The sequence below is a fragment of the Algoriphagus resistens genome, assembly GCF_001442615.1.
Lineage (GTDB): Bacteria > Bacteroidota > Bacteroidia > Cytophagales > Cyclobacteriaceae > Algoriphagus > Algoriphagus resistens.
The window spans coordinates 279399-302505 of record NZ_LMXN01000006.1 but is presented as its reverse complement, the minus strand read 5'-3'; the positions used below and the strand labels follow the sequence as shown (position 1 = coordinate 302505).

Annotated in this window: 21 protein-coding genes; 11 read left to right on the top strand and 10 right to left on the bottom strand. The window is 41.3% G+C overall.

Translation table 11 applies throughout. From position 1 onward, the window contains the following. Nucleotides 1–148: 148 nt before the first annotated feature. The 3 genes from AS141_RS13415 to AS141_RS13405 form a co-directional block, all read right to left on the bottom strand. Complete coding sequence (locus tag AS141_RS13415) at nucleotides 149–451, bottom strand: nucleotidyltransferase domain-containing protein (protein WP_057938164.1); 303 nt, start codon at nucleotides 449–451, stop codon at nucleotides 149–151. A gap of 86 nt (nucleotides 452–537) precedes the next feature. Next, complete coding sequence (locus tag AS141_RS13410) at nucleotides 538–1266, bottom strand: SGNH/GDSL hydrolase family protein (RefSeq protein ID WP_082632293.1); 729 nt, start codon at nucleotides 1264–1266, stop codon at nucleotides 538–540. A 13-nt stretch (nucleotides 1267–1279) separates the two neighbouring features. Beyond that, on the bottom strand, nucleotides 1280–2320 hold the full coding sequence (locus AS141_RS13405) for a S66 peptidase family protein (RefSeq protein ID WP_057938163.1): 1041 nt from the start codon (nucleotides 2318–2320) through the stop codon (nucleotides 1280–1282). 610 nt (nucleotides 2321–2930) lie between these two features. Between AS141_RS13405 and AS141_RS13400 the strand changes: the two genes are divergently transcribed. From AS141_RS13400 to AS141_RS13385, 4 genes are all read left to right on the top strand, one after another. Continuing rightward, nucleotides 2931–4070 carry an aminotransferase class I/II-fold pyridoxal phosphate-dependent enzyme gene (locus AS141_RS13400; protein ID WP_057938162.1) on the top strand — a complete coding sequence of 380 codons (1140 nt, stop codon included), beginning with the start codon at nucleotides 2931–2933 and terminating at the stop codon, nucleotides 4068–4070. Further along, nucleotides 4071–4691: a sugar transferase gene (locus AS141_RS13395; RefSeq protein ID WP_317043040.1), complete on the top strand. Its 621-nt coding sequence runs from the start codon at nucleotides 4071–4073 to the stop codon at nucleotides 4689–4691. A gap of 789 nt (nucleotides 4692–5480) precedes the next feature. Further along, nucleotides 5481–5906, top strand: a complete 426-nt coding sequence (locus AS141_RS13390) for a hypothetical protein (RefSeq protein ID WP_157243471.1) — start codon at nucleotides 5481–5483, stop codon at nucleotides 5904–5906. Nucleotides 5907–6130: 224 nt separating this feature from the next. Further along, a complete protein-coding gene (locus AS141_RS13385; RefSeq protein WP_057938160.1) occupies nucleotides 6131–6898 on the top strand; it encodes a 3-keto-disaccharide hydrolase in 768 nt (255 codons plus the stop codon). A gap of 145 nt (nucleotides 6899–7043) precedes the next feature. Here the strand turns inward: AS141_RS13385 and msrB are convergent, their stop codons facing one another. The 3 genes from msrB to AS141_RS13370 all read right to left on the bottom strand — a co-directional run bounded on the left by msrB (nucleotide 7044) and on the right by AS141_RS13370 (nucleotide 9634). Then, the gene (gene msrB / locus AS141_RS13380) at nucleotides 7044–7463 is read right to left on the bottom strand and encodes a peptide-methionine (R)-S-oxide reductase MsrB (protein ID WP_057938159.1); all 420 of its coding nucleotides are present in this window, start codon (nucleotides 7461–7463) and stop codon (nucleotides 7044–7046) included. 69 nt (nucleotides 7464–7532) lie between these two features. Then, entirely contained in the window at nucleotides 7533–8723 is a 1191-nt protein-coding gene (locus tag AS141_RS13375) for an aspartate aminotransferase family protein (RefSeq protein ID WP_057938158.1), read from the bottom strand. A gap of 14 nt (nucleotides 8724–8737) precedes the next feature. Next, complete coding sequence (locus tag AS141_RS13370; protein WP_057938157.1) at nucleotides 8738–9634, bottom strand: class I SAM-dependent methyltransferase; 897 nt, start codon at nucleotides 9632–9634, stop codon at nucleotides 8738–8740. A gap of 599 nt (nucleotides 9635–10233) precedes the next feature. On the opposite strand from AS141_RS13370, the gene AS141_RS13365 reads away from it, so the two are divergent. From AS141_RS13365 to ppk1, 5 genes are all read left to right on the top strand, one after another. Continuing rightward, nucleotides 10234–11052 carry a 1-acyl-sn-glycerol-3-phosphate acyltransferase gene (locus AS141_RS13365; protein WP_057938156.1) on the top strand — a complete coding sequence of 273 codons (819 nt, stop codon included), beginning with the start codon at nucleotides 10234–10236 and terminating at the stop codon, nucleotides 11050–11052. Next, nucleotides 11049–12017 carry a GNAT family N-acetyltransferase gene (locus tag AS141_RS13360; protein WP_057938155.1) on the top strand — a complete coding sequence of 323 codons (969 nt, stop codon included), beginning with the start codon at nucleotides 11049–11051 and terminating at the stop codon, nucleotides 12015–12017. The genes AS141_RS13365 and AS141_RS13360 overlap by 4 nt, the downstream gene beginning before the upstream one ends. Then, complete coding sequence (locus AS141_RS13355; protein ID WP_232424908.1) at nucleotides 11995–12381, top strand: CoA-binding protein; 387 nt, start codon at nucleotides 11995–11997, stop codon at nucleotides 12379–12381. The genes AS141_RS13360 and AS141_RS13355 overlap by 23 nt, the downstream gene beginning before the upstream one ends. A gap of 168 nt (nucleotides 12382–12549) precedes the next feature. Then, the gene (gyrB, locus tag AS141_RS13350; RefSeq protein ID WP_057938154.1) at nucleotides 12550–14508 is read left to right on the top strand and encodes a DNA topoisomerase (ATP-hydrolyzing) subunit B; all 1959 of its coding nucleotides are present in this window, start codon (nucleotides 12550–12552) and stop codon (nucleotides 14506–14508) included. Between the two features lie 108 nt (nucleotides 14509–14616). Further along, nucleotides 14617–16740 carry a polyphosphate kinase 1 gene (ppk1, locus tag AS141_RS13345; RefSeq protein WP_057938153.1) on the top strand — a complete coding sequence of 708 codons (2124 nt, stop codon included), beginning with the start codon at nucleotides 14617–14619 and terminating at the stop codon, nucleotides 16738–16740. 16 nt (nucleotides 16741–16756) lie between these two features. Here the strand turns inward: ppk1 and AS141_RS13340 are convergent, their stop codons facing one another. From AS141_RS13340 to AS141_RS13325, 4 genes are all read right to left on the bottom strand, one after another. Beyond that, complete coding sequence (locus AS141_RS13340) at nucleotides 16757–17647, bottom strand: Ppx/GppA phosphatase family protein (RefSeq protein ID WP_057938223.1); 891 nt, start codon at nucleotides 17645–17647, stop codon at nucleotides 16757–16759. Nucleotides 17648–17687: 40 nt separating this feature from the next. Next, nucleotides 17688–17900, bottom strand: coding sequence for a hypothetical protein (locus AS141_RS13335; RefSeq protein WP_057938152.1), 213 nt, complete (start codon nucleotides 17898–17900; stop codon nucleotides 17688–17690). An 88-nt stretch (nucleotides 17901–17988) separates the two neighbouring features. Next, nucleotides 17989–19770 (bottom strand): SLC13 family permease, encoded by a 1782-nt coding sequence (locus AS141_RS13330; RefSeq protein ID WP_057938151.1) that lies wholly within the window; start codon nucleotides 19768–19770, stop codon nucleotides 17989–17991. A 3-nt stretch (nucleotides 19771–19773) separates the two neighbouring features. Further along, nucleotides 19774–20049: a YidH family protein gene (locus AS141_RS13325; RefSeq protein WP_057938222.1), complete on the bottom strand. Its 276-nt coding sequence runs from the start codon at nucleotides 20047–20049 to the stop codon at nucleotides 19774–19776. A 48-nt stretch (nucleotides 20050–20097) separates the two neighbouring features. On the opposite strand from AS141_RS13325, the gene AS141_RS13320 reads away from it, so the two are divergent. Both AS141_RS13320 and AS141_RS13315 read left to right on the top strand, forming a co-directional pair. Beyond that, entirely contained in the window at nucleotides 20098–20997 is a 900-nt protein-coding gene (locus tag AS141_RS13320; protein ID WP_057938150.1) for a DUF3078 domain-containing protein, read from the top strand. A 229-nt stretch (nucleotides 20998–21226) separates the two neighbouring features. Continuing rightward, nucleotides 21227–23104: a 3-keto-disaccharide hydrolase gene (locus AS141_RS13315; RefSeq protein WP_082632292.1), complete on the top strand. Its 1878-nt coding sequence runs from the start codon at nucleotides 21227–21229 to the stop codon at nucleotides 23102–23104. The last annotated feature ends 3 nt before the right edge of the window (nucleotides 23105–23107 follow it).

Below are 23107 nucleotides of genomic sequence, written 5' to 3'. Positions count from 1 at the left end.
TAATTGCTTCTTCGATTATTTCAATATTTCTTTCAACTGCTTTTTGGTTTTTAAGTCTTTTAGGTATTCAAAGAAATCTCTTTTTTCGGGAAGAAACTCAAATATTTCGTCAATAGATTTAATAATATCTTCCAACTAAGCACTCATTCTATTGTCCATAAATCAGAATTTTAATGCTATCCAGCTCTTTTCTAAAAATTTGATTTTTTATTCCACGTTCTTCGATTAAGTCAATATGTCGATGAAGTAAATTTTCTAAATTCTCTTTAAGTTGAAAATATAAATCTGAGTATTTGAAAGGGTCGGTTTCTTCAAAACCTACAACAAAGTCAATATCAGAATCATCGTTAAAATCGTCACGAGCCACAGAACCAAATGCCGAAAATGTCTTAACCTTGTATTTCTTACAAAGTTTCTTTATTCGGTTTATGTTTTTTTCAGATAGTTTCATATCAATATAATTTAACGTGTTTATCAGGCAAGGCTTCGATTGTCTGTCTTCTTACTTCTGCCGGCTTGCAGTTAGACTTAACGGATCTAATAAATCATGTTAACCTGTTGAAATAGTTTTTCAGCCCAAAGACCATACATTTTGGCGCTAGGATGCAATCCATCGGCAGCAAGCATATCTGCCTGGGCACCTAAGCTTCTGTATTGAGTTGTGATATCTATGTATGTCACCCCATGTCTTTTACATAGTTCTGCTTTAACACGATTATATGCATCGATCTCATCGGCAATCTTGCTTATATCTCTGCCACTTTGCACAGCAAAAGGAGTGACTCCCCAATCCGGAATTGATAATACAACCACGTGGTCAGCATTGATAGCAGCAAAGCTGATCGCCCGTAGTAGCATGTTTTCAAATTCCTCTTCAAATATAGCAATAGGAAGTCCCCTGTATTGGTTATTTACCCCGATTGAAAGGGTCACCAGATCATACGTATTTCCTTCTATGTCTGCTCTGTCGATTCCTTTATCCAGTTCATCTACTGTCCAGCCAGTTTGGGCAATTACTTTTGGAGCAGCCCATGATTTCTCTGTTCCGGTATTTAATAGTGCAACCAATTGGTTCGGATATCGTCCGACATCGCTTACACCTTCGCCGATAGTGTAGCTGTCACCAAGAGCTAAATAGGTGAGTTGGGCGGAAGTATCGGTCGGGTTCTCTGTCATAGGTAAATCTGTATCGTCTGGAAGCATATTCTTTGAACTGTTGCAGGAAAGGGTTCCTAAAATAGCAAATAGGAGAAGTGTGAATTTCATTAGGAATCATTTATCATTGAAATACGGGCTCTAGCAGCGAAATGGTTCCTTTGTCCGCATCCATGCCAACTTTCGCACCTACAGGAATGATAAATTGCTTGGAAATATGTCCAATCATCGCGCCAGAGTATGCGGGGATACCCAAAGGAAGTACGTAGTCATCGAGTACCTGGTCCAAAGTAAGAGAACCATATCCACTGCCTGGCTCGCAGTCAGAACATTGCCCGAAGATAAAACCTTTGATATGATCCAATGTTCCGTTGAGTTTTAGCGTGCTCATCATTCGGTCCATTTTGTAAGGATCTTCTCCCACATCTTCTATAAAAAGAATGGCATCTTTGAAATCCGGATAATAAGGAGAACCTGAGATTGCTGTCAAAACGGTTAAATTTCCTCCCAGGATCTTCCCCTCAGCCTTTCCACCTTTAAGTGTTTGAATTCGGTTTGATTTAACGACCAGGTCATCACTTTCGGAGTGTACATTCTGATAGGTGACTTTTTCCCGCTTAATAAACACTTTTTCAAATTGATCCACATTGAAGCTGTTCCAACTCCCTGAACCCATCGGGCCATGGAAAGTAATCAACCCGGTTTTCGCCTGAATCGCACAATGCAAAGCTGTGATATCGGAATATCCTAAAAGTGGTTTTGGGTTTTTGGAGATTGCCTTATAGTCAATCAGAGGCAAAATCCTTGCAGCGCCCGAACCACCGCGGATACTTACGATTGCTTTCACATTTTTATCTTTAAACATCTCATTTAGATCCCCGGCCCGTTCGTTATCTGTTCCTGCAAGATGCCCCCGGCGATTCATGAGGTTTTTACCCAGTCTCACATTGAATCCCAAGGCTTCCAAAGCCTCTTTGGCATAGGTGAACTGCATTCTATCTGCTGTAGCCGCTGATGGGGAAATCAAGCCCACTGTATCTCCCTTTTTGATCGCCTCCGGCAAAAGAACTTTAGGGTCATAAGCTGGATGGGCTGAATCCCAGGATAGTAAAGGGAAAGAAGCGGTAAGAAGTCCAAGGGATTTAAGGAAAGCGCGTTTTTGCATCGGTGAGGGTATTATTTCTGAGTTGTGAAAATAAGGCTTTTTTAATTTTAACGGATAAGGTTTCCAAAACCCCGGGTGTTTTGTGATCCTCCCACAAAAGAACAACCTAAAATCGGGGAAAAGAAAATGGGATACCTCAGGATTTTTGGCCAGGCTGACGGGGAAAGAGAATTTTTACCTGCTAGCCCAAGCCTTTCATTTTAATTGCAGGATTTTAAGTCGTTTCTTGAAGACTAATTACATAGCTGTTTGAGGAGGTTATGGACCAAGTATCTTAATCAAGGTATTGAAACAGCCACAAAGACGAATTACACAACAGACAGAGAGCGGACAGAAAATTTACTCTCAGATTTATTGTTTAGTGTATGCAGGTGAAATTAGTGTATGAATGCGAACTAGGAGTTTTTTATAAGGATCTGTTTAGTAGTTGTTTGTGTTTAAAATAATGCGTTGATATCCTTCCGGATAAATCAGGTTAGTAAGGTGGCCGGGTTAATTGATCGTTATCCTTTGTTCAGTTAAAAGTCTTGGGAGCATAAGGAATTATTGTTTTTGATATTGCAGTTTGATTTTTTACACTATATTTTGACTGCCTTAGTTAAAATATTGAATGGTCTTTAAGATTCCCCTTTCATTTCCCGTGCTTAACGGTAACGAAAGTTTATATGCTCAGCAAGCGTTAAACTCTGGACATATTGCCGCTTTCGGTCAATTTATCAATCGTTTTGAAAATAAGCTTTCAAAGCGGCTAAAGACGCACGAAGCCGTCGCGCTTAATTCAGGGACCTCTGCTTTACATCTTGGGATGGTGCTTTTGGGTGTAGGACCTGATGATGAAGTGATTTGTCAGTCCTTTACTTTTTGTGCGTCAGCTAACCCAATCGTATACCTGGGAGCGAATCCGATTTTTGTAGACAGTGAAAAAGATACATGGAATATTTGCCCGGAGCTTCTTGAGGACACGATTCTTAGCAGGATGGCGAAAGGCAAAAAGCCAAAAGCTATAGTAATAGTACATTTGTTTGGAATGCCAGCCAAGATGAAGGAGATAGTAGAATTATCTGTGAAATACAATATTCCGGTTCTGGAAGATGCGGCAGAGGCCATAGGTAGCAAATACCAGGGAAGGTATTGCGGGACTTTTGGACGAATTGGTGTTTTTTCCTTTAATGGAAATAAGATTATTACTTCTGGTGGTGGTGGAGCCTTGGTTTCGAACGATACTTCATTCATACAGCATGCAAGGCATCTGTCCACTCAGGCCAGAGAGGACTTGCCTTTCTACCATCACCTGGAAATCGGTTATAATTATAAAATGAATAACCTGTCCGCAGCGGTAGGACTTGCCCAGCTTGAACAATTGGATAGCTGCATAAAAAGTAGAAGACTTGTAAATCAGAGGTATCGGAAATTACTAAAAAATTTCCCTGGAATTGAATTTCAGAGTGAGTCCAATGATTCACTGTCCAATTATTGGCTGACCACTATTTTGGTGGATAAGGAGAAAACAGGTTTTTCTAACAATCAACTGAAAATAGCATTGATGAATAAGGGTATTGAAAGCAGGTTTCTGTGGAAGCCCCTACATACGCAGCCTGTTTTCAATATGACTCCATATTATGGTGGAAATACGGCTGAAAAACTATTTGAAAATGGACTTTGCCTACCCAGTTCAGTTGATTTAACACTGCAAGACCAGGAGATGATTGTTTCAGTAATTCAAGAAGAACTTAGTAAAACATTCAAATAAGTGATTTACCGTAATTTACTCAAAAGGGCGATAGATTTAGTTCTGGCTTTTTTAATGTTTATAATTCTTCTCCCGGTATTCCTGGTATTGCTGATTGCTTTAAGCATTCACCACGGTGGAAATCCTTTTTATGCCCAGACCCGGCCAGGTAAAGGGAATACCCCTTTTCAGATTTTGAAATTCAAAACTATGTCAGACTTTGTCAATGAGGAAGGGGTACTTTTGTCAGACACAGAGCGGATTACCGAATTCGGAAGGATGGTAAGAAAGACTTCGTTAGATGAAATTCCCCAACTAATCAATGTGCTTAAAGGTGATATGAGCCTTGTTGGACCGAGACCGTTGCTGGATGACTATTTAGCACTTTATTCTGAAGAGCAAGTGAGGAGGCATGAAGTAAAGCCAGGGGTAACGGGCTGGGCACAGATTAATGGTAGGAATGCTATTTCCTGGGATACCAAGCTTAAGCTTGATGTTTGGTATGTAGATAATTTAAACTTCCTATTGGATATTCGGATTCTTTTTCAAACGCTTTTCAATGTATGTCTAGGTAAAGGGGTAACCCAACGGGGGCATGTTTCGATGGGAAAGTTTGAAGGGTCCAGACAGGAAAACCTGTAGTCTTTAAGATCTATGTTTTTCCTTCAGATGTATGTACAAGACTGGTTTATTAGAGACCTTTTGAAAAGTGGAGCTATAGCTTGATAATTCTAGCTGCCTCAAAAGCAACTTAATAAATGAAATCAAAGCTAGTGTCATGTCAATTAGTAATTGTCGGATAAAGTCTTTTTAGTCTTATCCTTGGCGAATCAGTAGTGAACTGCCAATTTATTGTTGACTGTTTGTTATTTCTGTCTTCCTGCCAAGCTCATATTTCCTGCTTCATTGTTTCTCTCTTATCAATTTTCCTGTTTAGGCATTGTCCAATTTGAACATTGATCTCTAGTTCCGCCATATTCAGCCAACTGCCATGCTTCGGTGTATGAATAAATTCATATCGGTCCCATAGCACGTTGCCTCCCGTGGCAAAAAAGCTTCATCCATATAGTGCGACAGGCTGTATGTACCCAGATTATCCATCACAAGCCTTATTATTTGGCCACAGGGTAATGCTGATCGGCCAATTCCTTTATGAAAATAGCCCAATCAACTTTTGTCTCCCTCTTCGTTACACTTTCATACCGTTTTCTCGTCAAAGGTTCATTAGATAAAAAGATAAGTTTGTGACCATGAACACCTTGGTCACAAGTTGTCAAAATACAGGCATTCAGATTTTGAAGTGAACTGTGTTTGCCCTTACTTATTCCTCCTTAGAGGAAATCCAGTTCTTCTTTCGTAATTGTGACTTTATAGTGTACCTGTCATTTTTGATGGTAAGTCATATTATTAAACAGATTTTATCAACTTGATATGACACTAGTTAACCGAACTTGGGGAATAGTTCCCTTACTTATTCTCTTACTTATCATGTTTTCATGTACTGGAAGCAGTGAGGGAAAGCTAATTGGGACATGGAAAGGAAGTGATTATTTATTTCTCAAGACCAGTGGGGAAGATGTGGTCGTCACAATCAACGGAGGGCTCACCCAGCATCTATCCAGTAAATTGATTCTCAGTGAAGACGGAACTTACCAAAAGCTGGTGGGAGAATATGATAATGGAAAAGGAACATGGGAGCTGAAGGGAAACCAATTGATCACTAAAGGTGTGCTTGGTGATGAGATTTATAAACTGCTTAAAGTTACAGATAAGGAGTTGGTCCTTACTGAAGATATAGCATTGGATACTCCTAAGGGTAAGCTGTCCGGCAAAATCACTTTATCCTATTCCCGTTAAAAATAATTGAGAAGATGGATACCTGCTGACTTATAGTGTTAGGAATAGATGCGCATTCATGTCAGGTTTTAGCTAAACTATCAAGGTATGGACAGCTAAAGAAACCGCAGAAATAGATGGATGGATTTGGCTTTGGTTTAAAAATCCACCAATGGTTTTTTGATTGAGCACAAATTGGAGTAATTTATCCCTCTTCTAAGTTCTTTTCCCTTAATAACAAACCTATGAAAAAGAGAATACCGGTACTGGCCTTTGTCGCAAGTGCATTGACTTTAAGTTCTTTAGCAGTCGCCCAAGAGAAAACCCCGCCGGCGATGAGGCCTGAGGCCACAGAATTTTACACGCCAGTTCCTCCAAAAGTTACTCCCGGAGCCAATAATACAGCGCCTCCTTCTGACGCAATTGTGCTTTTTGACGGAACTAACCTAGATGGATTTGTCAGTGCAAAAGATGGTTCTAGTGCAGCTGAATGGACAATAGAAAACGGGGAATTGGTAGTCACCAAAGGAAAGGGTGATATACAATCTAAGCTTCCTTTTGGTGATGCCCAGTATCATGTGGAATGGTCCGCACCTACAGAAATAGTAGGTGAAGGCCAGGGCAGAGGTAACTCAGGCTTTTTCCTGATGGGGATGTACGAAGTACAGGTGCTGGACAGCTACGAAAGCAAGACCTATACAAATGGACAGGCAGGTAGTATCTACAAACAATTTCCTCCCTTGGCTATGGCGTTAAGACCGGCCGGTGAATGGAATTATTATGATATCATCTTCAAAGCCCCCCGTTTTAACAAAGATGGGATTTTGACTTCTCCTGCTACAGTGACCGTCTTGATGAATGGCGTATTGGTTCAAAATCATGTAATCCTAAAAGGACCTACCGAATATATCGGGATTCCAAACTATAAAGCACATCCTGAAAAATTACCGATTAAACTTCAGGACCATGGCAACCCCGTAAGGTTCAGAAATATCTGGGTCAGGGAGCTTTGATCCTTCAACCTTAAGTTAATCCGAACTACGGTGTAGAAAAGCCACTTGGAACCGCATATCCAAGTGGCTTTCTTCTGAAAGTCATAACTCGTACCCGCAGATAGCCGCTAACCTCCCAAGGATTCAAAACCTCAAGGGTTTAATCTTATTGACCGTTTTTAAAGTCCAGGCTTACAGAATTAATGCAATATCTGATGCCACCTTGGTCAGTCGGCCCATCTGGAAAGCGATGTCCCAAATGCGAGCCACAACTGGAGCATAAAATTTCTTCCCGGATCATACCATGTGAATAGTCCATGTGCACCTCGATTGCATCTGGGTTTACCGGCTCGGTGAAACTTGGCCATCCACAGCCGCTGTCATACTTTTTTGAAGAGTGAAAAATCTCATTTCCACAGGCTTTGCATTCATAGATTCCTGTTGCCTTATTCAGATAGTATTCCCCTGAGAAGGCTCTTTCAGTTCCTTTTTCTCTTAATACACGGTAGGAATCAGCATCCAGTTCCTTGCGGTATTCGTCTTCAGATTTCTCAATAGGATAGTTCTTCTTTTCTTGATTTTTCATGGAATTCACTTTGTATTTTAACTCAATGGGAAGAAAAGAAGTTTCTGACTATCAAAAAAATGAGAAGGTTTACTTACGATCAACCGTTTCTATAGCCTGTAGAATCACTGCGCATGCATTATGAATTTGCTCGATACTGATCGTTAGGGGAGGGGCGATCCGCATTGAATCGTCGCAGAATAAAAACCAATCTGTGATCACGCCGAGTTTAATTGCTGAATCAATGATTGGCTTTAGGGCATTGAAAGATTCGAACTCCACGGCCATCAGCAATCCTTTATTTCTAATGCTTCTGATTTTTGGATGTACTAAAAGTGTTTTGAATAAATTGGCTTTTTTATCTACTTCTTCTATCAGTTTCTCTTCTTGTAGTACCTGTATGGTGGCAAGAGAAGCTGCTGAGCTTACAGGATGCCCCCCAAAAGTGGTTATGTGGCCAAGAATGGGGTTATTTTTGAATGCACCCATTACTTCTTTATTGGCGATGAATGCGCCGATTGGCATACCTCCACCCATTCCCTTGGCGCACACCACGATATCCGGAACAATTCCAAAATGCTCGAATGCCCAGAATTTCCCTGTCCGTCCAAATCCACACTGGACCTCGTCCAAAATCAACAGCGTTCCGGTTTCGTCGCACCGCTTGCGCAAAGCCTGGAAATATTCCTTTGTGGCAACACGTATTCCAGCTTCGCCCTGTATGGTCTCGATTAGTATAGCTGCAGTAGCTGAATTGATAGTTGCCAAGTCTGAAAACTCCCCATACATGATATGACTCACTCCCGGCAGTAATGGACGATAGGCTTGTTTGAAAATCTCATTTCCACCGACACTCAAAGCTCCATGTGAGCTTCCGTGATATGCATTCACGCATGAAACCAAGTTTGGTTTTCCGGTATATCTTTTAGCTAGTTTTAATGCACCTTCTACAGCTTCACTGCCACTGTTTACTAAGTAAGCATTGTCAAGTGATTCAGGTAATGTATCGCAAATTGCTTTGGCTAACCGGGCCTGTGGACTTTGGACGTATTCTCCATAGACCATCAGATGAAGGTATTTATCCAGTTGCCCTTGAATAGCATTCAAGACCTTTGGATGTCTATGGCCTACATTACTCACTCCGATTCCCGAGATCAGATCGATGTATTTCTCTCCTTTCGGACCGTAAAGATAGATTCCCTCCGCTTTTTCCACTTCTATCATCAAAGGGAAATCTGTAGTTTGAGCTAAATGTTGGAGAAAAAGCTGACGGTTATTCATTGTCGGTGTTTAAATCAAAAACTTGAAAATCTGAAGAATATTCCAAGTGGGAGTTTTTTACTTTGGTTGTCCTGAAGGTAAAGTTCGCCATGTTCTGCGTTCTGTACATTTTTAAAAGTGGTGTTGATCAGGTTTGCAGCAATGAGCGAGGAGAAGCTCAGCGAGTACATGTTGAGAAGAAGAAAATGGTCTTTGGGGTCTAGGATTTCCGCGCACACTTTCAGCATTTCATTGATCTGCTCTTCCAGGACCCACTTTTCCCCGTCTGGACCACGACCATACGCGGGAGGATCCAGGATAATACCATTGTATGTATTTCCACGTCTGGCTTCACGCTTGATGAATTTCATTGCATCATCCACCATCCATCTGATGTCAGATTGGCCAGAGGATTCCATGTTGTGCCTTGACCAAGTTACCACCTGCTTTACCGAATCAAGGTGGGTCACATCAGCTCCGGCAGCTTTCGCGGCCACACTTGCAGCACCAGTATAGGCAAAAAGATTCAGAACTTTTGGCTTTGCCACCGGTGAACGCTTGATAGTTTTGTATAGGTAATCCCAGTTTACAGCCTGCTCAGGGAAAAGTCCGATATGTTTGAAGGAAGTCTGCGCAAGATTTAATTTCAGGTTTAGTCCTTCCGCGTTCGAATAAGCTATCGCCCAATTATGTGGCATCTTCTTTAGCTGTTCCCATTTACCCTTTTCAGGATTGCTTTTTTCTTTGGCAAAATGTGCGTGTGCCAGATTTTGCCATTCACTTTCAGGGAGCGTTTTGTCCCAGATCGCCTGAGGCTCGGGTCTGCTAAGAATGAATTCACCAAACCTTTCCAATTTTTCAAATCCTCCAGTGTCAATAAGTTCATAATCCTGCCATGGTCCAGGGCAAAGTGATAGGATGGATTCGCTCATAAGTATACTATTAGTAAGGGCAAAAATAGGGAATTAATGAGAAACGAACCGGGGAGGTGATTTTCCGTTTTAGAAATTCTGGTTGAAATTTGATGTATATCCGCGTAAATGCACCTATTGGAATTCTGTTTGGATCTAATTTAGTCCCTTTCGTGGCTGGAATACTTATTTTTCTCTGCTCAACCAGGCACTCTCAAGGGGTATGAAAAGTTACAACCCTTGGGGTTTGTTGCTATTAAGAAGGTCAGTTGAGCGTGGACACTGAGCTACTTATGTCAAGCTATTTTGAGAAGATGACATTTTTCTCACCCATACCTACAGTTTCACGGGTAAACATGTAAAGGCATACGCATAAAATTTAGGATGGGAAAAGCAATAGTTTAAGCGGAAAATTCAAATCCAGACACTAATTGGCACCGGTTCTTTAAAGCATATTATCAATTTAGTAAAATAAGTATGTTGGTTTTCAGTGGACTACTTAGATCTATGCCAGCTATTCCTTCCAAAAACCTGTTTTTTTGTACTTTTAGCTTTATTTTGGAAAAGGAACACCTGCTTCACCTGGTGATCAACCTTAAATTGTCCACCCGAAATTCAGCATGCCTGAGAAAATTATTGACATAGAAAAGGCCATAAAATCCAAGAATCCGCAACTTCTTAACTGGATGCCCGGGTTTGTATTAAGCTACATCAAACGCGTGACCCATGAGGAATGGATGAATGAGGTGGTGGGGAAAATTCAACACCTGTCAGGGTTGGAATTCGTGGATGCATTGATAGATGAGCTTGAGATTGACATCGTTTTGGAAGGAGTAGAGCGGATTCCAAAAACAGGGGGAATAATCATTGCTGCCAACCACCCACTGGGAGGAATAGATGGGATTGCCCTGATGCAGGCTATAGGCAAGGTAAGAAGTGACATGAGGTTTTTGGTCAATGATCTTTTGATGCAGTTCAAAAATTTCTCTCCGCTTTTCATTCCTATCAACAAACATGGCAAAAACTCTTTGGGCACTTGGGCGGCGATTGATGAGGCATATGCGGGATCCTATGCGGTTATGATTTTTCCGGCAGGCTTGGTTTCCCGAAAAAGTGAGGATGGAATCAGAGATTTGCCATGGAAAAAGAGCTTCGTCACTAAAGCCAAGAAATTCAAAAAAGATATCTTACCTTGTTTTATTGGCGGGAAAAACTCTAAATTTTTTTACAATTTGGCACATTGGAGAAAGAAAATAGGTATCCAGGCTAATATTGAGATGTTCTATTTGGCAGATGAGCTCTACAAGCAAAGAGGGCAAAAAGTAGTAATCACCGTAGGTGAGCTGATTCCCGTTGAAAGCCTAAATTCCTCAAAATCAGATGGGGAATGGGCGGAACATATTAAGGGAATAGTTTATGAACTTGGTAAAAAAGAATGAATAAAGAAGCAGACATAATTCCGGCAATTGATAAAGAGCTGTTAAAAGCTGAATTGGTTCCGGATCGATTTTTACGATATACCAACAATGGGGACAACCTGGTTTATTTGGTTAATTTTCATAATTCTCCGAATGTCGTTCGGGAGATTGGGAGATTGAGAGAACTTACATTTAGGAACGCCGGAGGGGGGACGGGGTTAGAGCTGGATCTGGATGAGAATGATATCTGTGAAAATTGCTACGAGCAACTGGTGACCTGGAACCCGGTAGATGAGGAAATAGTAGCTGGTTATCGATTGATCAATTGTAAAAATTCAGTCCAAGAGGACGGTTCTCTAAATCTTTCTACGACCCATTTATTTGATTTTTCAGATCGGTTTGTCCAGGATTATATTCCCTTTACAATAGAGCTGGGACGCTCGTTTGTACAGCCCAAATACCAACCTGCATTTGATAACCGGAAGGGAATTTTCAGTCTAGACAACCTTTGGGACGGTCTGGGAGCAGTAGTTTTAATGAATCCCGATGTCAAGTATCTCTTTGGGAAAGTGACCATGTACCCCCACTTTAGTAGAGAGGCAAGAGATTTATTGTTGATGTTCATGCATTACTATTTTCCCGATAGGGATGGATTGGTCAAACCAAAGAAAGAGCTGGAGCTGGGGTATGAGACAGATCTGCCCAAGGCAGGTAACCCATTTGAGGGATTGGAATACAAAGAAGGTTATAAATTGCTAAATGGAAGGATTCGGACTTACGGAGAGAATATTCCACCGTTGATCAATACGTATATGAATCTTTCGCCTACCATGATGACTTTTGGAACAGCGCTGAATGATGAATTTGGAGAAGTGGAAGAGACAGGTATTCTGATCACTTTAGCTGATATCTATGAAACAAAAAAGCATAGACATATGGACACATTTGAGCGGGATAAGATCTATGGAAGCAGAGGAGATGTCTGAAAAAGTCACTTTGATAGTAGGGGCAACGACGAATCCTTCCAGGTATGCGTATTTTGCTGCCGGAAGATTTGCTGATGCTGCTCTGCCTTTTATTCCAATTGGGATTAAATCAGGTAAAGTCTTTGGAAAAGAAATCCTGGATCTTCGCAGTAAACCTGATTTACCAGAGATTCATACAATTACACTTTATATCGGTCCTGCAAACCAAGAAGAATGGATTGATTATTTGATCAGCCTATCTCCTAAAAGGATCATTTTCAATCCGGGAACCGAGAACCCCCTGTTTTTTCAAAAGGCGAAATCCGCAGGTATCCAGGTAGTGCAGGCCTGTACGCTGGTGATGTTGAGTACAAACCAGTATTAACTCTCTGTAAACCATCACAATAGCGGATAGGGTTTTTAGCTGGTTTTTTGTGCAACTGAGTATCACAGAAAGCTGTGTAGAGTCACTTTTTTTACCTATCTTGCGACTGCTAAAAAAGAACATAAAATCACCTTCTTAGACCCAATTTGAGGGTTTTCTCCAAAACATATGAGTGAAGAAAAAGCGAAGAATCTAGGCGAATACGGTGCCGGGAATATTCAGGTATTAGAAGGCCTTGAAGCAGTTCGTAAGAGGCCTGCTATGTATATAGGTGACGTTGGGGTCAAAGGACTCCACCACCTGATCTGGGAAGTTGTCGATAACTCTATAGATGAGGCGCTTGCGGGCCATTGCGACACCATTAAGGTTACGGTGAATGAAGATAATTCAATCACTGTAGAGGATAACGGTCGTGGGATTCCAACAGATATGCACGCTAAGGAGAAGAAGTCAGCCTTGGAAGTTGTGTTGACTGTGCTTCATGCGGGTGGCAAATTTGATAAGGATACCTACAAAGTATCAGGCGGTTTGCATGGTGTGGGTGTTTCCTGTGTGAATGCGCTTTCCACTGACCTGAAAGCTACGGTTTATCGAAATGGTGTTATCACAGAGCAGGAATTTAAGATAGGGGTACCTCAGTATCCTGCCAGGCAGATTGGCACTACGGACCGTCGAGGTACAACCATTCATTTCAAGCCTGATGACAGTATTTTTGCCATTACCGAATTCAAATACGAGACGATCGCAAACAGGCTTCGTGAAATGTCGTTTTTGAATGCAGGGATCCGGATTTTCCTCACTGACCTGAGAGAGACCGAGGATGATGGATCTGTGAAATCCGACGAATTCTTTTCAGAGGGTGGATTGGTTGAGTTTGTCCAGTACTTGGATGTGAGCCGTGAGAAAATCATCGACACACCGATTTCTATTGATACAGAAAAGAATGGTGTGCCTGTCCAGGTAGCTATGAACTATAATAGTTCCTATTCTGAAAATGTGGTTTCCTACGTGAACACGATCAATACGTATGAAGGTGGTAGTCACGTTTCAGGATTTAGAAGAGCATTGACCAGGACATTGAAATCTTACGCGGACAAATCCGGTATGCTGGATAAGCTGAAGATGGAAGTTTCCGGCGATGATTTCCGTGAAGGCCTTACTGCGGTAATTTCCGTTAAGGTAGCTGAACCTCAATTTGAGGGTCAGACAAAAACTAAATTGGGCAACTCCGATGTAGTGGGTGCGGTAGATAGTGCTGTTTCGGAAGCCTTACAAATTTGGTTGGAAGAGCATCCTAAGGAAGCTAAAATTATAGTTGGCAAGGTGATCTTGGCGGCACAGGCCAGACACGCGGCAAGAAAGGCACGGGAAATGGTGCAGCGTAAAAATGTGCTGGGAGGCGGAGGTCTACCGGGCAAGCTAGCCGATTGTGCAAACAGCGATCCTACTGTCTGTGAATTGTACCTTGTGGAAGGGGACTCGGCAGGTGGGTCTGCCAAACAGGGGAGGGACCGAGACTTCCAGGCAATTTTACCTTTGAAAGGTAAAATTCTTAATGTAGAAAAAGCACATGAGCATAAAATCTACGATAACGAAGAGATTAAAAACATCCTGACTGCGCTTGGAGTTAAATTCGGTACAGTGAATGATGATAAGGAGTTGGATCTTACAGGACTTCGCTATCACAAAATCATCATCATGACGGATGCTGATATTGATGGTTCCCACATACGTACGTTGATTCTTACTTTGTTTTTTAGGTACATGAGGACATTGATTGAAAATGGCTATGTGTATATTGCTTTGCCTCCTTTATATTTATTGAAAAGAGGAAAAGATGAGAGATATTGTTGGACAGAAGAGGAACGTAAGATTCTTACCGCTGAAATGGCTAAGGATGGCAAAGAAGATAGTGTAGGCATCCAACGCTACAAAGGACTTGGTGAAATGAATCCGGAACAACTATGGACGACCACCATGGACCCAAATGTGCGTACGATAAAACAGGTAAATATTGAATCAGCCGCCGAAGCAGATCATCTCTTCAGCGTGCTCATGGGAGATGAAGTAGCCCCAAGAAGAGATTTTATCGAGAAAAATGCGAAATACGCAAAAATCGATACCTGATCATTCAAAAGGGGCTTTTCAGCCCCTTTTTTAATTGATAACACAATGATAAACCCAAAATAAGTAAGCAAAGCTTAACTTGCTCTCTTATTATTAACTTTGAATGCAATGAAACTGGCAGTTGTAGAAAAATATGATACGATTATACAACAGAGTGACCTGGTAAGCAGGGATTTAAGTTGGTTAAAGTTTAATGAGCGTGTCTTGGATCAGTCTAAGAAAGCGCATCGCAGTGTTTTTGAAAAACTTAAATTTCTTGCTATTACAGCCTCTAATCTGGATGAGTTTTTTATGATCCGGGTTGGATCATTGTATAATTACCTGGATTACGATAAGGAGCGGGTTGATTATTCCGGGCTTAGAGAAGAGCCTTTCAAGGCGAAGTTGATGAATGAAAGCCATGCTTTTCATTCTGCCCAACATGAGCATTTTACCCAAGTAATAATGCCCGAGCTGCAGGAGCAGGGGGTGATTCTCTGCAATATTTCCAAGCTGACAGAGAAAGAGCAGGGGAAGGTTCATGATTACTTCGTAAAAGCAATCTACCCGATGCTCACGCCGATGGTGTACGATGGTTATCGCACATTTCCGATTCTGATGAATAAGCTGTTGGTATTTGGTGTGGTGACCACCAGTCCCGGGGACAGACAGGATATGCGGAAGATGAGTTTTGTCCAGATTCCTGCCAATATCCCCCGTTTTTTTGAAATCGAACGGGAGGATTCACTGCTCCTTGTCCCTATAGAAGAGGTTATTCGGGAAAACATTGTTTCACTTTTCAGGAATGTGGAAATTGAAGGTATAAGTCTGTTTAGAATCACAAGAAATGGTGATTTCACGCTGGAAGAAAGTGAAGATATGGACGCTAACTTTCTAGAAGAAGTGAAGCGGAAATTGATGGAAAGAAAAAGTGGTCGGGTGGTGAAAATCGAAATAGAAGAAGGCTATAGTAAATGGATGTTGAATTCACTTTTAGAAAGATGGAATCTGAAAATGGATTCTGTATTTATGATAAAGAGATCCAGCCTGATGGATTTTACCGGCCTCTGGCAGGTTGTAGGAAATAAGAAATTCCGGGAGCGTCTGCCTCAAATTCCCGATCCTGTAAAGCCGCTTTCTTATCAGGATGAAGGAATTGCTGATATTTTTGACGTATTGAAGGAGAAGGACATACTGCTGCACCATCCGTACAATAATATTGATTCGATCTTGGATTTGGTAGAGAAAGCATCAGAGGATCCGGATGTGATGGCTATCAAAATGACCATTTATAGATTGGCAAAGGACAGCAGAATCACCAAAGCTTTACTTAAAGCTGCTGAAAATGGCAAGCATGTTTCAGTGCTTTTTGAAGTTAAAGCCAGATTTGATGAGGAGAACAATATCCGGGAAGCCAAGAAACTGCAGAAAGCCGGGTGTTTTGTGATTTACGGGATTTCCCATTTGAAAACCCACACCAAACTTCTTTTGATTGTAAGAAGGGATGGGGGAGAAATCACGCGATATGTCCACCTGGGATCCGGCAATTACAATGAAGATACAGCAAGGCTTTATACTGATATAGGTTTAATGACTACGAATGAGGTTTTGGCAAATGATGTGTCAGAGTTTTTCAACGTAATCACAGGCCACTCCATGCCATCTCAATACCAAAACCTGATCACAGCCCCGCGGGACATGCGGAACCAGTTGATCGAGTATATTGAGAAGGAAGCGGAAAATGCCAGAAACGGCCTTCCTAGCGGTGTTTTCATTAAGGTAAATTCTCTGGAAGATTCTGAGATAATCTATGCATTATACCGTGCGTCACAGTCCGGTGTAACAATCAAATTGATCGTTCGTGGTATCTGCTGCCTGAGGCCAGGAAGAATAGGATTGAGCGAAAATATTGAAGTACTATCTATTGTGGGGGATTTCTTGGAGCATTCCAGAATCTACTATTTTCATAACAATGGTGATTCCAAGACTTACGCCGGAAGTGCAGATATGATGGTAAGAAGTTTTGATAAAAGATTGGAGGCGCTGTTTAAAGTTGAGTCTCCTTTGCTCGAAAAGCAATTGATGAATATTCTTGCCTATAACTTAAAAGACAATGTAAATTCTTATGTGATGCAGGAAGACGGCACTTACCTAGCAAAGCAGCCGATAGGAGATGAACCTGAATTCAATGTACACCGTGAGTTTTTCAATCTGGATGTAGGAAATGTAATGCAGGTTCAACTGGTAGAGTAAACACACGAAAAGGCCCCTATAAAAGGGGCTTTTTTGCAAGGTTACGTTCGTAGAGTACTTGAATAATACCGTCTTTCAGTCCTAGGTCGGGCACAATCATTTTTTTTGACTTTGCTGCCTGCATCACCCGCAGATAAATCTTTCCGGCGGGAATTATCACATCAGCGCGATCATAATTTAAGTTTAGCTTATTTACACGTTCTTCAAATGTGAGCGATTCCAGGCGGTTTAATACTTCTGCGATTTTTTCAATGGCTAAGTAGCGCTTATTTTTGCGGGGCAAGGAAAGTTCAAAAATCTTGTTAATGTTTCCACCGGTTCCGATGGCAGTGGCTGAATGGGAATTTTCTAAATGCTTGCGCACAAAGCGCTCCATGGAATTCCAGACAGGAACAGCTACCTGGTCTTGTAGCGCTCTGACTGAGCCTATCTGAAATGATCTGGAAGCTATTTTTTCACGGTCCTTATAGATATTCAGTTCTGTACTTCCCCCGCCCACATCAATATGCAGGTAGGTCTTTTCGTCAAAGAACTTGTTAAGGGATTTATTGATCAGTTCCGCTTCCTTATTCCCATCTATAATGTTGATTTTCAAGCCAATTTCTTCCTTTACCTCAAAAACTATTTCTTTTCCATTGACGCTTTCCCTCATTGCTGAAGTAGCGCAGGCCATGTAATCATCGACTTCATATAGATCAATAAGTATCTTAAAAGCTTTCATCAATTTGATGAATTTTCTCCTGTTGGTGTCAGAGATCTTTTGGTGATTAAAAACATCCAGACCCAGACGCAAAGGGAACCGTAAGTATTCTACTTTCTTAAAACTGATTTTTCCTTCGTATTGGGTCACGCTGGTGATCTGCATCCTGATGGCATTGGAGCCAATATCTACTGCGGCTAATTTCAAAAGCAAGAGTGGTTAGTTAAGGCAAAAATAAGTCAGGAATTTACCTTTTTTTCTGGCTTACTACCAGCATAACCACCCCAGCTGCAATAACAATTCCTCCTGCATAGGTAGGCCATTTCACTTCACGCTTCTTATCCGCACTTACCTGTAACGGGCCGGCATCAATTACTTTTTCTTTGGTAGTAAAAGAGAAACTACTGCTGAAAAGCATCAGAATTCCGGCTACGATTAGTACTATACTGAATATTCTCATAACGTTTAGTTTAAGTTGTTTTGAAATCTGTTGTCCTATGTAATAAAGCAATAAGCCCCGATAGATTCATCTGTCTGGCGGCCTTAAATCAAAAAGGAAAGAAATAAGGAATTCCGATAGTTGCAACTATCCAAAGGAGCAGGTTTAAAGGGGTTCCTATTTTGATGTAATCGCTAAATTTATAATTTCCAGGAGTATAGATCATTGTGTTGGTCTGATATCCCATAGGTGTCATAAAACTCAGACTGGCCGCAAAAGTTACGGCCATGAGCATAGGCCTTGAATCCACACCCAGCGCAGTGGCTATGCTGATAGCTATGGGCGCGAGAAGGGCGGCAGTGGCGTTGTTTGACATCACATTTGTCAAAATGAAGGTCAGTGCGAACAAGGCACTCATGACAGTTCTGGGGCCAAATTGACCTAGGTTTTGCACGATGCTAGTGCCTATTAGTTCTGCCCCGCCTGTCTTATCAAGTGCTGTTCCCATGGATAGCACACCGGCAAGCATTAAGATGACTTTCCAGTCAATTGCTTTGTAAGCCTGTTCGGTGCTGAGAGATCCAAGCATAATCAGTGCAATGGCCCCAGCAACTGCGGTTACTACAATAGGAAACACTTCAAAGGATGCCAAACCTATGATCAGAGCTAATACAACTAGCGTAAATATGCTTTTTGTCTTGTTTATTGGGTGGCTTTTCGTCTCTGAGATAAGCAATAAATCGTCACTGGTCTCTACACTTTGGATGGATTCTTCTGTGGCCCGCAAGAGCAAAATATCACCGGCGCGCAGGTTGGTCCTTGCAAGAAGGGAATCCAGCATATCAGATCTATGCCTGATTCCGATTACCAACACCTGGTTGTATAGTTTTTTGAAATTCAGTTCTTTGATGCTTTTGTTTATAAGGAATGAATTTGGTGTTACTAAGGCCTCGTAAAGTCTTTCGTCCTCATCAGTTATATTCTCTTCATTCCATTTTAAGTCTGCTTTCAGTTCTATTCCCCGGGTTGATTTGATTTTCTCCAGCGTTTCTTTATCGCAGTTGATTCGGATAATGTCTCCTTCCTGTATGGAGGTGTTTGGGTACACGTGTATCTTTCTGCGATCTGACCGGATGATCTGCAATGGTTTTATGGCAAGCTTTTCAAAAAGTTTTTGCTTGAAAAGGGGGATGTTCAGCTGATCATATTCTTTCAGAATGATCAATTCGGAAAGGTAATTGCCTAGTTGGATACTTTCTCCCAAACCCGATTTCGCTTTTCTGTTTGGCGTAAGCCATTTTCCGATAGTCAGCATGTAAAGCAAACCGGAACCAAAAAAAACCAATCCCATCAAGCTCATCTCAAATACGCCAAAAGAAGGGAGTCCTGCTTTTTCAGCTATCCCACTGACCAAAATATTGGTACTTGTCCCCAGTAAGGTGCAAATCCCGCCCATTAAAGCACCAAAAGAGAGGGGCATGAGCAATTTGGAAGGAGGGATATTGTTTGTTTGGTTTAGGCGTATCACTGCGGGCATCAGTAAAGCCACCACTGCAGTGTCACTTATGAAAGCAGAAAGAAAGCCTGCCGATAGCATCAGAGTAACTAAGAGATGGGTTTGGCCTTTATCAGCTTGGGCACTTAAGCGTTGCGTGAAGCTGTCCAAAAGCCCGGTATTGAAAATAGCGGCAGATACTACAAACATTGCAGCCACTGTAATAGTGGCGGGATTGGAGAACCCCGATAATCCTTCATCTACATCCAGAATCCCAGTAAGCAGAAAAGCAGCCATTACCCCAATAGAAACAGTATCTATGGTGAACTTTTCTGTGAAGAATAATACGATGGCAAGGCCAACAATTGAAAAAACAAGACAGATTTCAAATGTCATTAATTACATTTTTAGGTATTTTCCTTTTTTGAGTTTTTCCTTGACCCGAAAATAATTCACAAATCCTAAGATTAGGAATACCAAACTCAATCCAAATGCCAAGTACCCCAAATCTCTAACATGATCTAATTCCTTCACCTCAAAAAGAGCAGTGCCTGAGACCAAGAAGTACAAAGATGTTCGGATAAAAGACAATAAAGTTCTATTATTTGCCAGCGTTGTACGCTGTCTTGCCAAAAAATCCCGAATTATTAGTTCTCTTTCCAAGTCATTTTCCATATTTGCATTGTATTTATTTATATTGAAATAATTCAACATCTATTAATTATGAAAAGAATTACTACACTTTTCCTCTTTATTTTGTTTTGTGGGCAAGTATTTGCCCAAGATGAAGAGGTCTTAACTCCTCAGGACACGAGCTACTGGCTGAAAGAAATAGGCGGTGGCTTGAATGTAAATCAAGCGTCTTTCAGTGGTAACTGGCAAGGTGGTGGAGTGAATTCATTAGCATTGGGTATTTACCTTAATGGTCGTGCAAATTATGCAAAAGACAAATGGTCTTGGGACAATACAATGGATTTCATTTACGGAGTGGTAAAAAATAAGGATGAAGAGGGCCGTAAGTCTAATGACCGTATTTTCCTGGATTCTAAGGTAGGGTATCAGATCAATGACAAATGGAATTATTTCTTTGCGGTTAATTTCCTGTCTCAGTTTGCCCCGGGTTATGAGTTTCCGGAAGGGGCAGATAGGATTCTTATATCTAAATTTCTCAATCCGGCGTACCTAACTACCTCTATTGGTGTTGAGTATAAGCCAAATGATGAGTTTAGCTTGCGTCTTTCTCCATTCTCACCTCGTTGGACTTTTGTGAGCGACACGGATTTATACCTGAATGTACCGGAGAACTACGGTGTGGATATAGGTGAAACTGTAAGAACGGAATGGCTAGCCTTCAGCTTAATGGCTGATTACAACAAACAGTTATCCGAAAATCTTTCTTTAATGGTGAGATATCAAATGTATGCAAACTACGAAACCCTTGCTTTTGATGCGATAGACCATCGGCTGGACTTCGGTCTGACAGCGAAAGTATCTAATTTAGTGAATGTTAGCCTGACAAGTCTGATGATCTATGATTTGGATCAAGACAGCAAAATCCAATTTAGCCAGGGTTTAGCATTAGGAATTGCATTTAAACGAGGTAACTTCCCAGAAGAGAAATAATCTTAACAAATTTTTATTTGGAATTTTGATTTGATTATAAAAGTATTATTTTTGAATTCATTGTGGTAGTTAAATAATAGTTGGTTTAGTTTTCAAATAAAGGGCAGGAGATTTTCTCCTGCTTTTTTATTGGATATATCCAATCAGTTAAATTTTTGCTTTGAATAATCCTATTTTTTTAAAATACATAGTAAACTACCTTTGGGAGTAATAACCTATATAACCTATAATGAATAATAACCTATTTCTAATATGTTGTTGCCTGTTTTTCAGGGTGATAGCATCTGTGGCACAGGAGAGTCCCATTCCCTTTGAAGTGCTGCCTCTCCAAAACCTTACAGAATTCCAGGCTACCGGGGATAATTGGACCATCGTGAAAGATGTCTTCTATGACCTTAATGGAGAAAAATCTAAAGTCATAAACGGTACTGGTGTTTTACTGAATACCCTGATGAAAGAGGGCAACCAACCCATCAAAACATCTTTTGAGCACGGAGATATTGAATTGGCATTGGATTTCATGATGCCGAAAGGAAGCAATTCAGGAATTTATCTGCAGGGAAGGTATGAAGTTCAGTTATTTGACTCCTGGGCTGAGCAAGATCCAAAATTTTCAGATGCAGGTGGCATTTATCAACGATGGGACGGCAGTAGAGGAAAGGGACGTGAAGGGTACGAAGGGCATCCTCCTTTGGTGAATGTAAGTAGGGCTCCTGGTCTCTGGCAATCCTTAAAAATTGTGTTCCGAGCACCTCGATTCGATTCCGAAGGCAAAAAAGTCTCGAATGCCAAATTTATTTCTGTTCACCAAAATGATGTGCTTGTCCAAAAGAACATTGAAGTGACTGGCCCCACACAGGCAGCTTTTTTTGAAGATGAACAGGCTTTAGGGCCATTGGTGATCCAAGGTGACCATGGTGGTGTAGCTCTACGTAATATCAGTTACAAAATCTATGGACCGGAAGAAGTGACACTCGCTGATATGAGTCTTTCTTATTACGACAGCATTAAAACCATCAATGACTTTGCGAAAGTTAGTCCTAAAGGAAAAATGGACATTGATGTTTTGGCCCATTTGGCTCCAGCTACCCGGAATGAGTTTTCAGGTACAATAGAAGGAACGTTGACCGTTCCTGCTGCAGGAGAATACTTTTTTAACCTAAATCTAGCCTGGGTTCCTGACGATACTCCACCGGGAGTGATCAACGGAGCTGGTAAACTGTTTATCGATGAAAAGGAAGTCGTATATGTAGATGGTGTTACTGGCAAAGCCAATGGTTCTACCCAATTGACAGCAGGAGTACATCAGCTCAAATTGAATTACTTTAAGACTTTTGGCCATTGGTATGCTCCAAGCAATGATATTACGCTGACTGTAGAAGGAATGGGGATTGCCAAAACACCACTTAATGTTCCATTGCGGGCCAATGATCCAGTCGGTCAGATAGCTGTGAAGGTCAATGAAAAGGCTGAGATGCAAAGGGGATTTATTATGCATCAGGGAGAAAAGCGCACCCATACGGTGGCTGTTGGGGAACCGGAAGGAGTAAACTATGCAATTGATTTGAGTAGGGGAGAATTCTTGAGTGTGTGGAGAGGAGATTTTGTGGAAACCACTCCTATGTGGTATGGCCGTGGAGAAACCCAACTGATGTTGCCGCTGGGAAATGTGATAGAATTTGGAGGTAAGCCTAGCTTGGCTGTTTTGGCATCAAAGGATTCGGCCTGGCCTGAGGAAATCGAAAACTTTACTTACGAAGGGTATTCCCTGAAAAAGGACGGTGCTCCAATTATTTCTTATAAGATGGCAGATGTCAGCATTCAGGAGACTTTTGATACCAAAGATTCTGGGAAGAAATTAGTCCATACATTAAGTATGGTTACCGATAATGAGGCTCAGCAGATCTTTTGCCTTGTGGCTCAGGGATCCGCTATCGAACGATTGCCGAATGGACTATATGCCATTGATGACAAGTCCTATTACATTGAATTTGAAGGGAAGGAATCGCCTAGTGTAAGAAACGCAGCAGATGGATCGAAGGAACTCGTTTTGCCTGTTAAGTTAAAAGACAAGGTGGGTGTAGTTACTTATTCAATCGTTTGGTAGTAA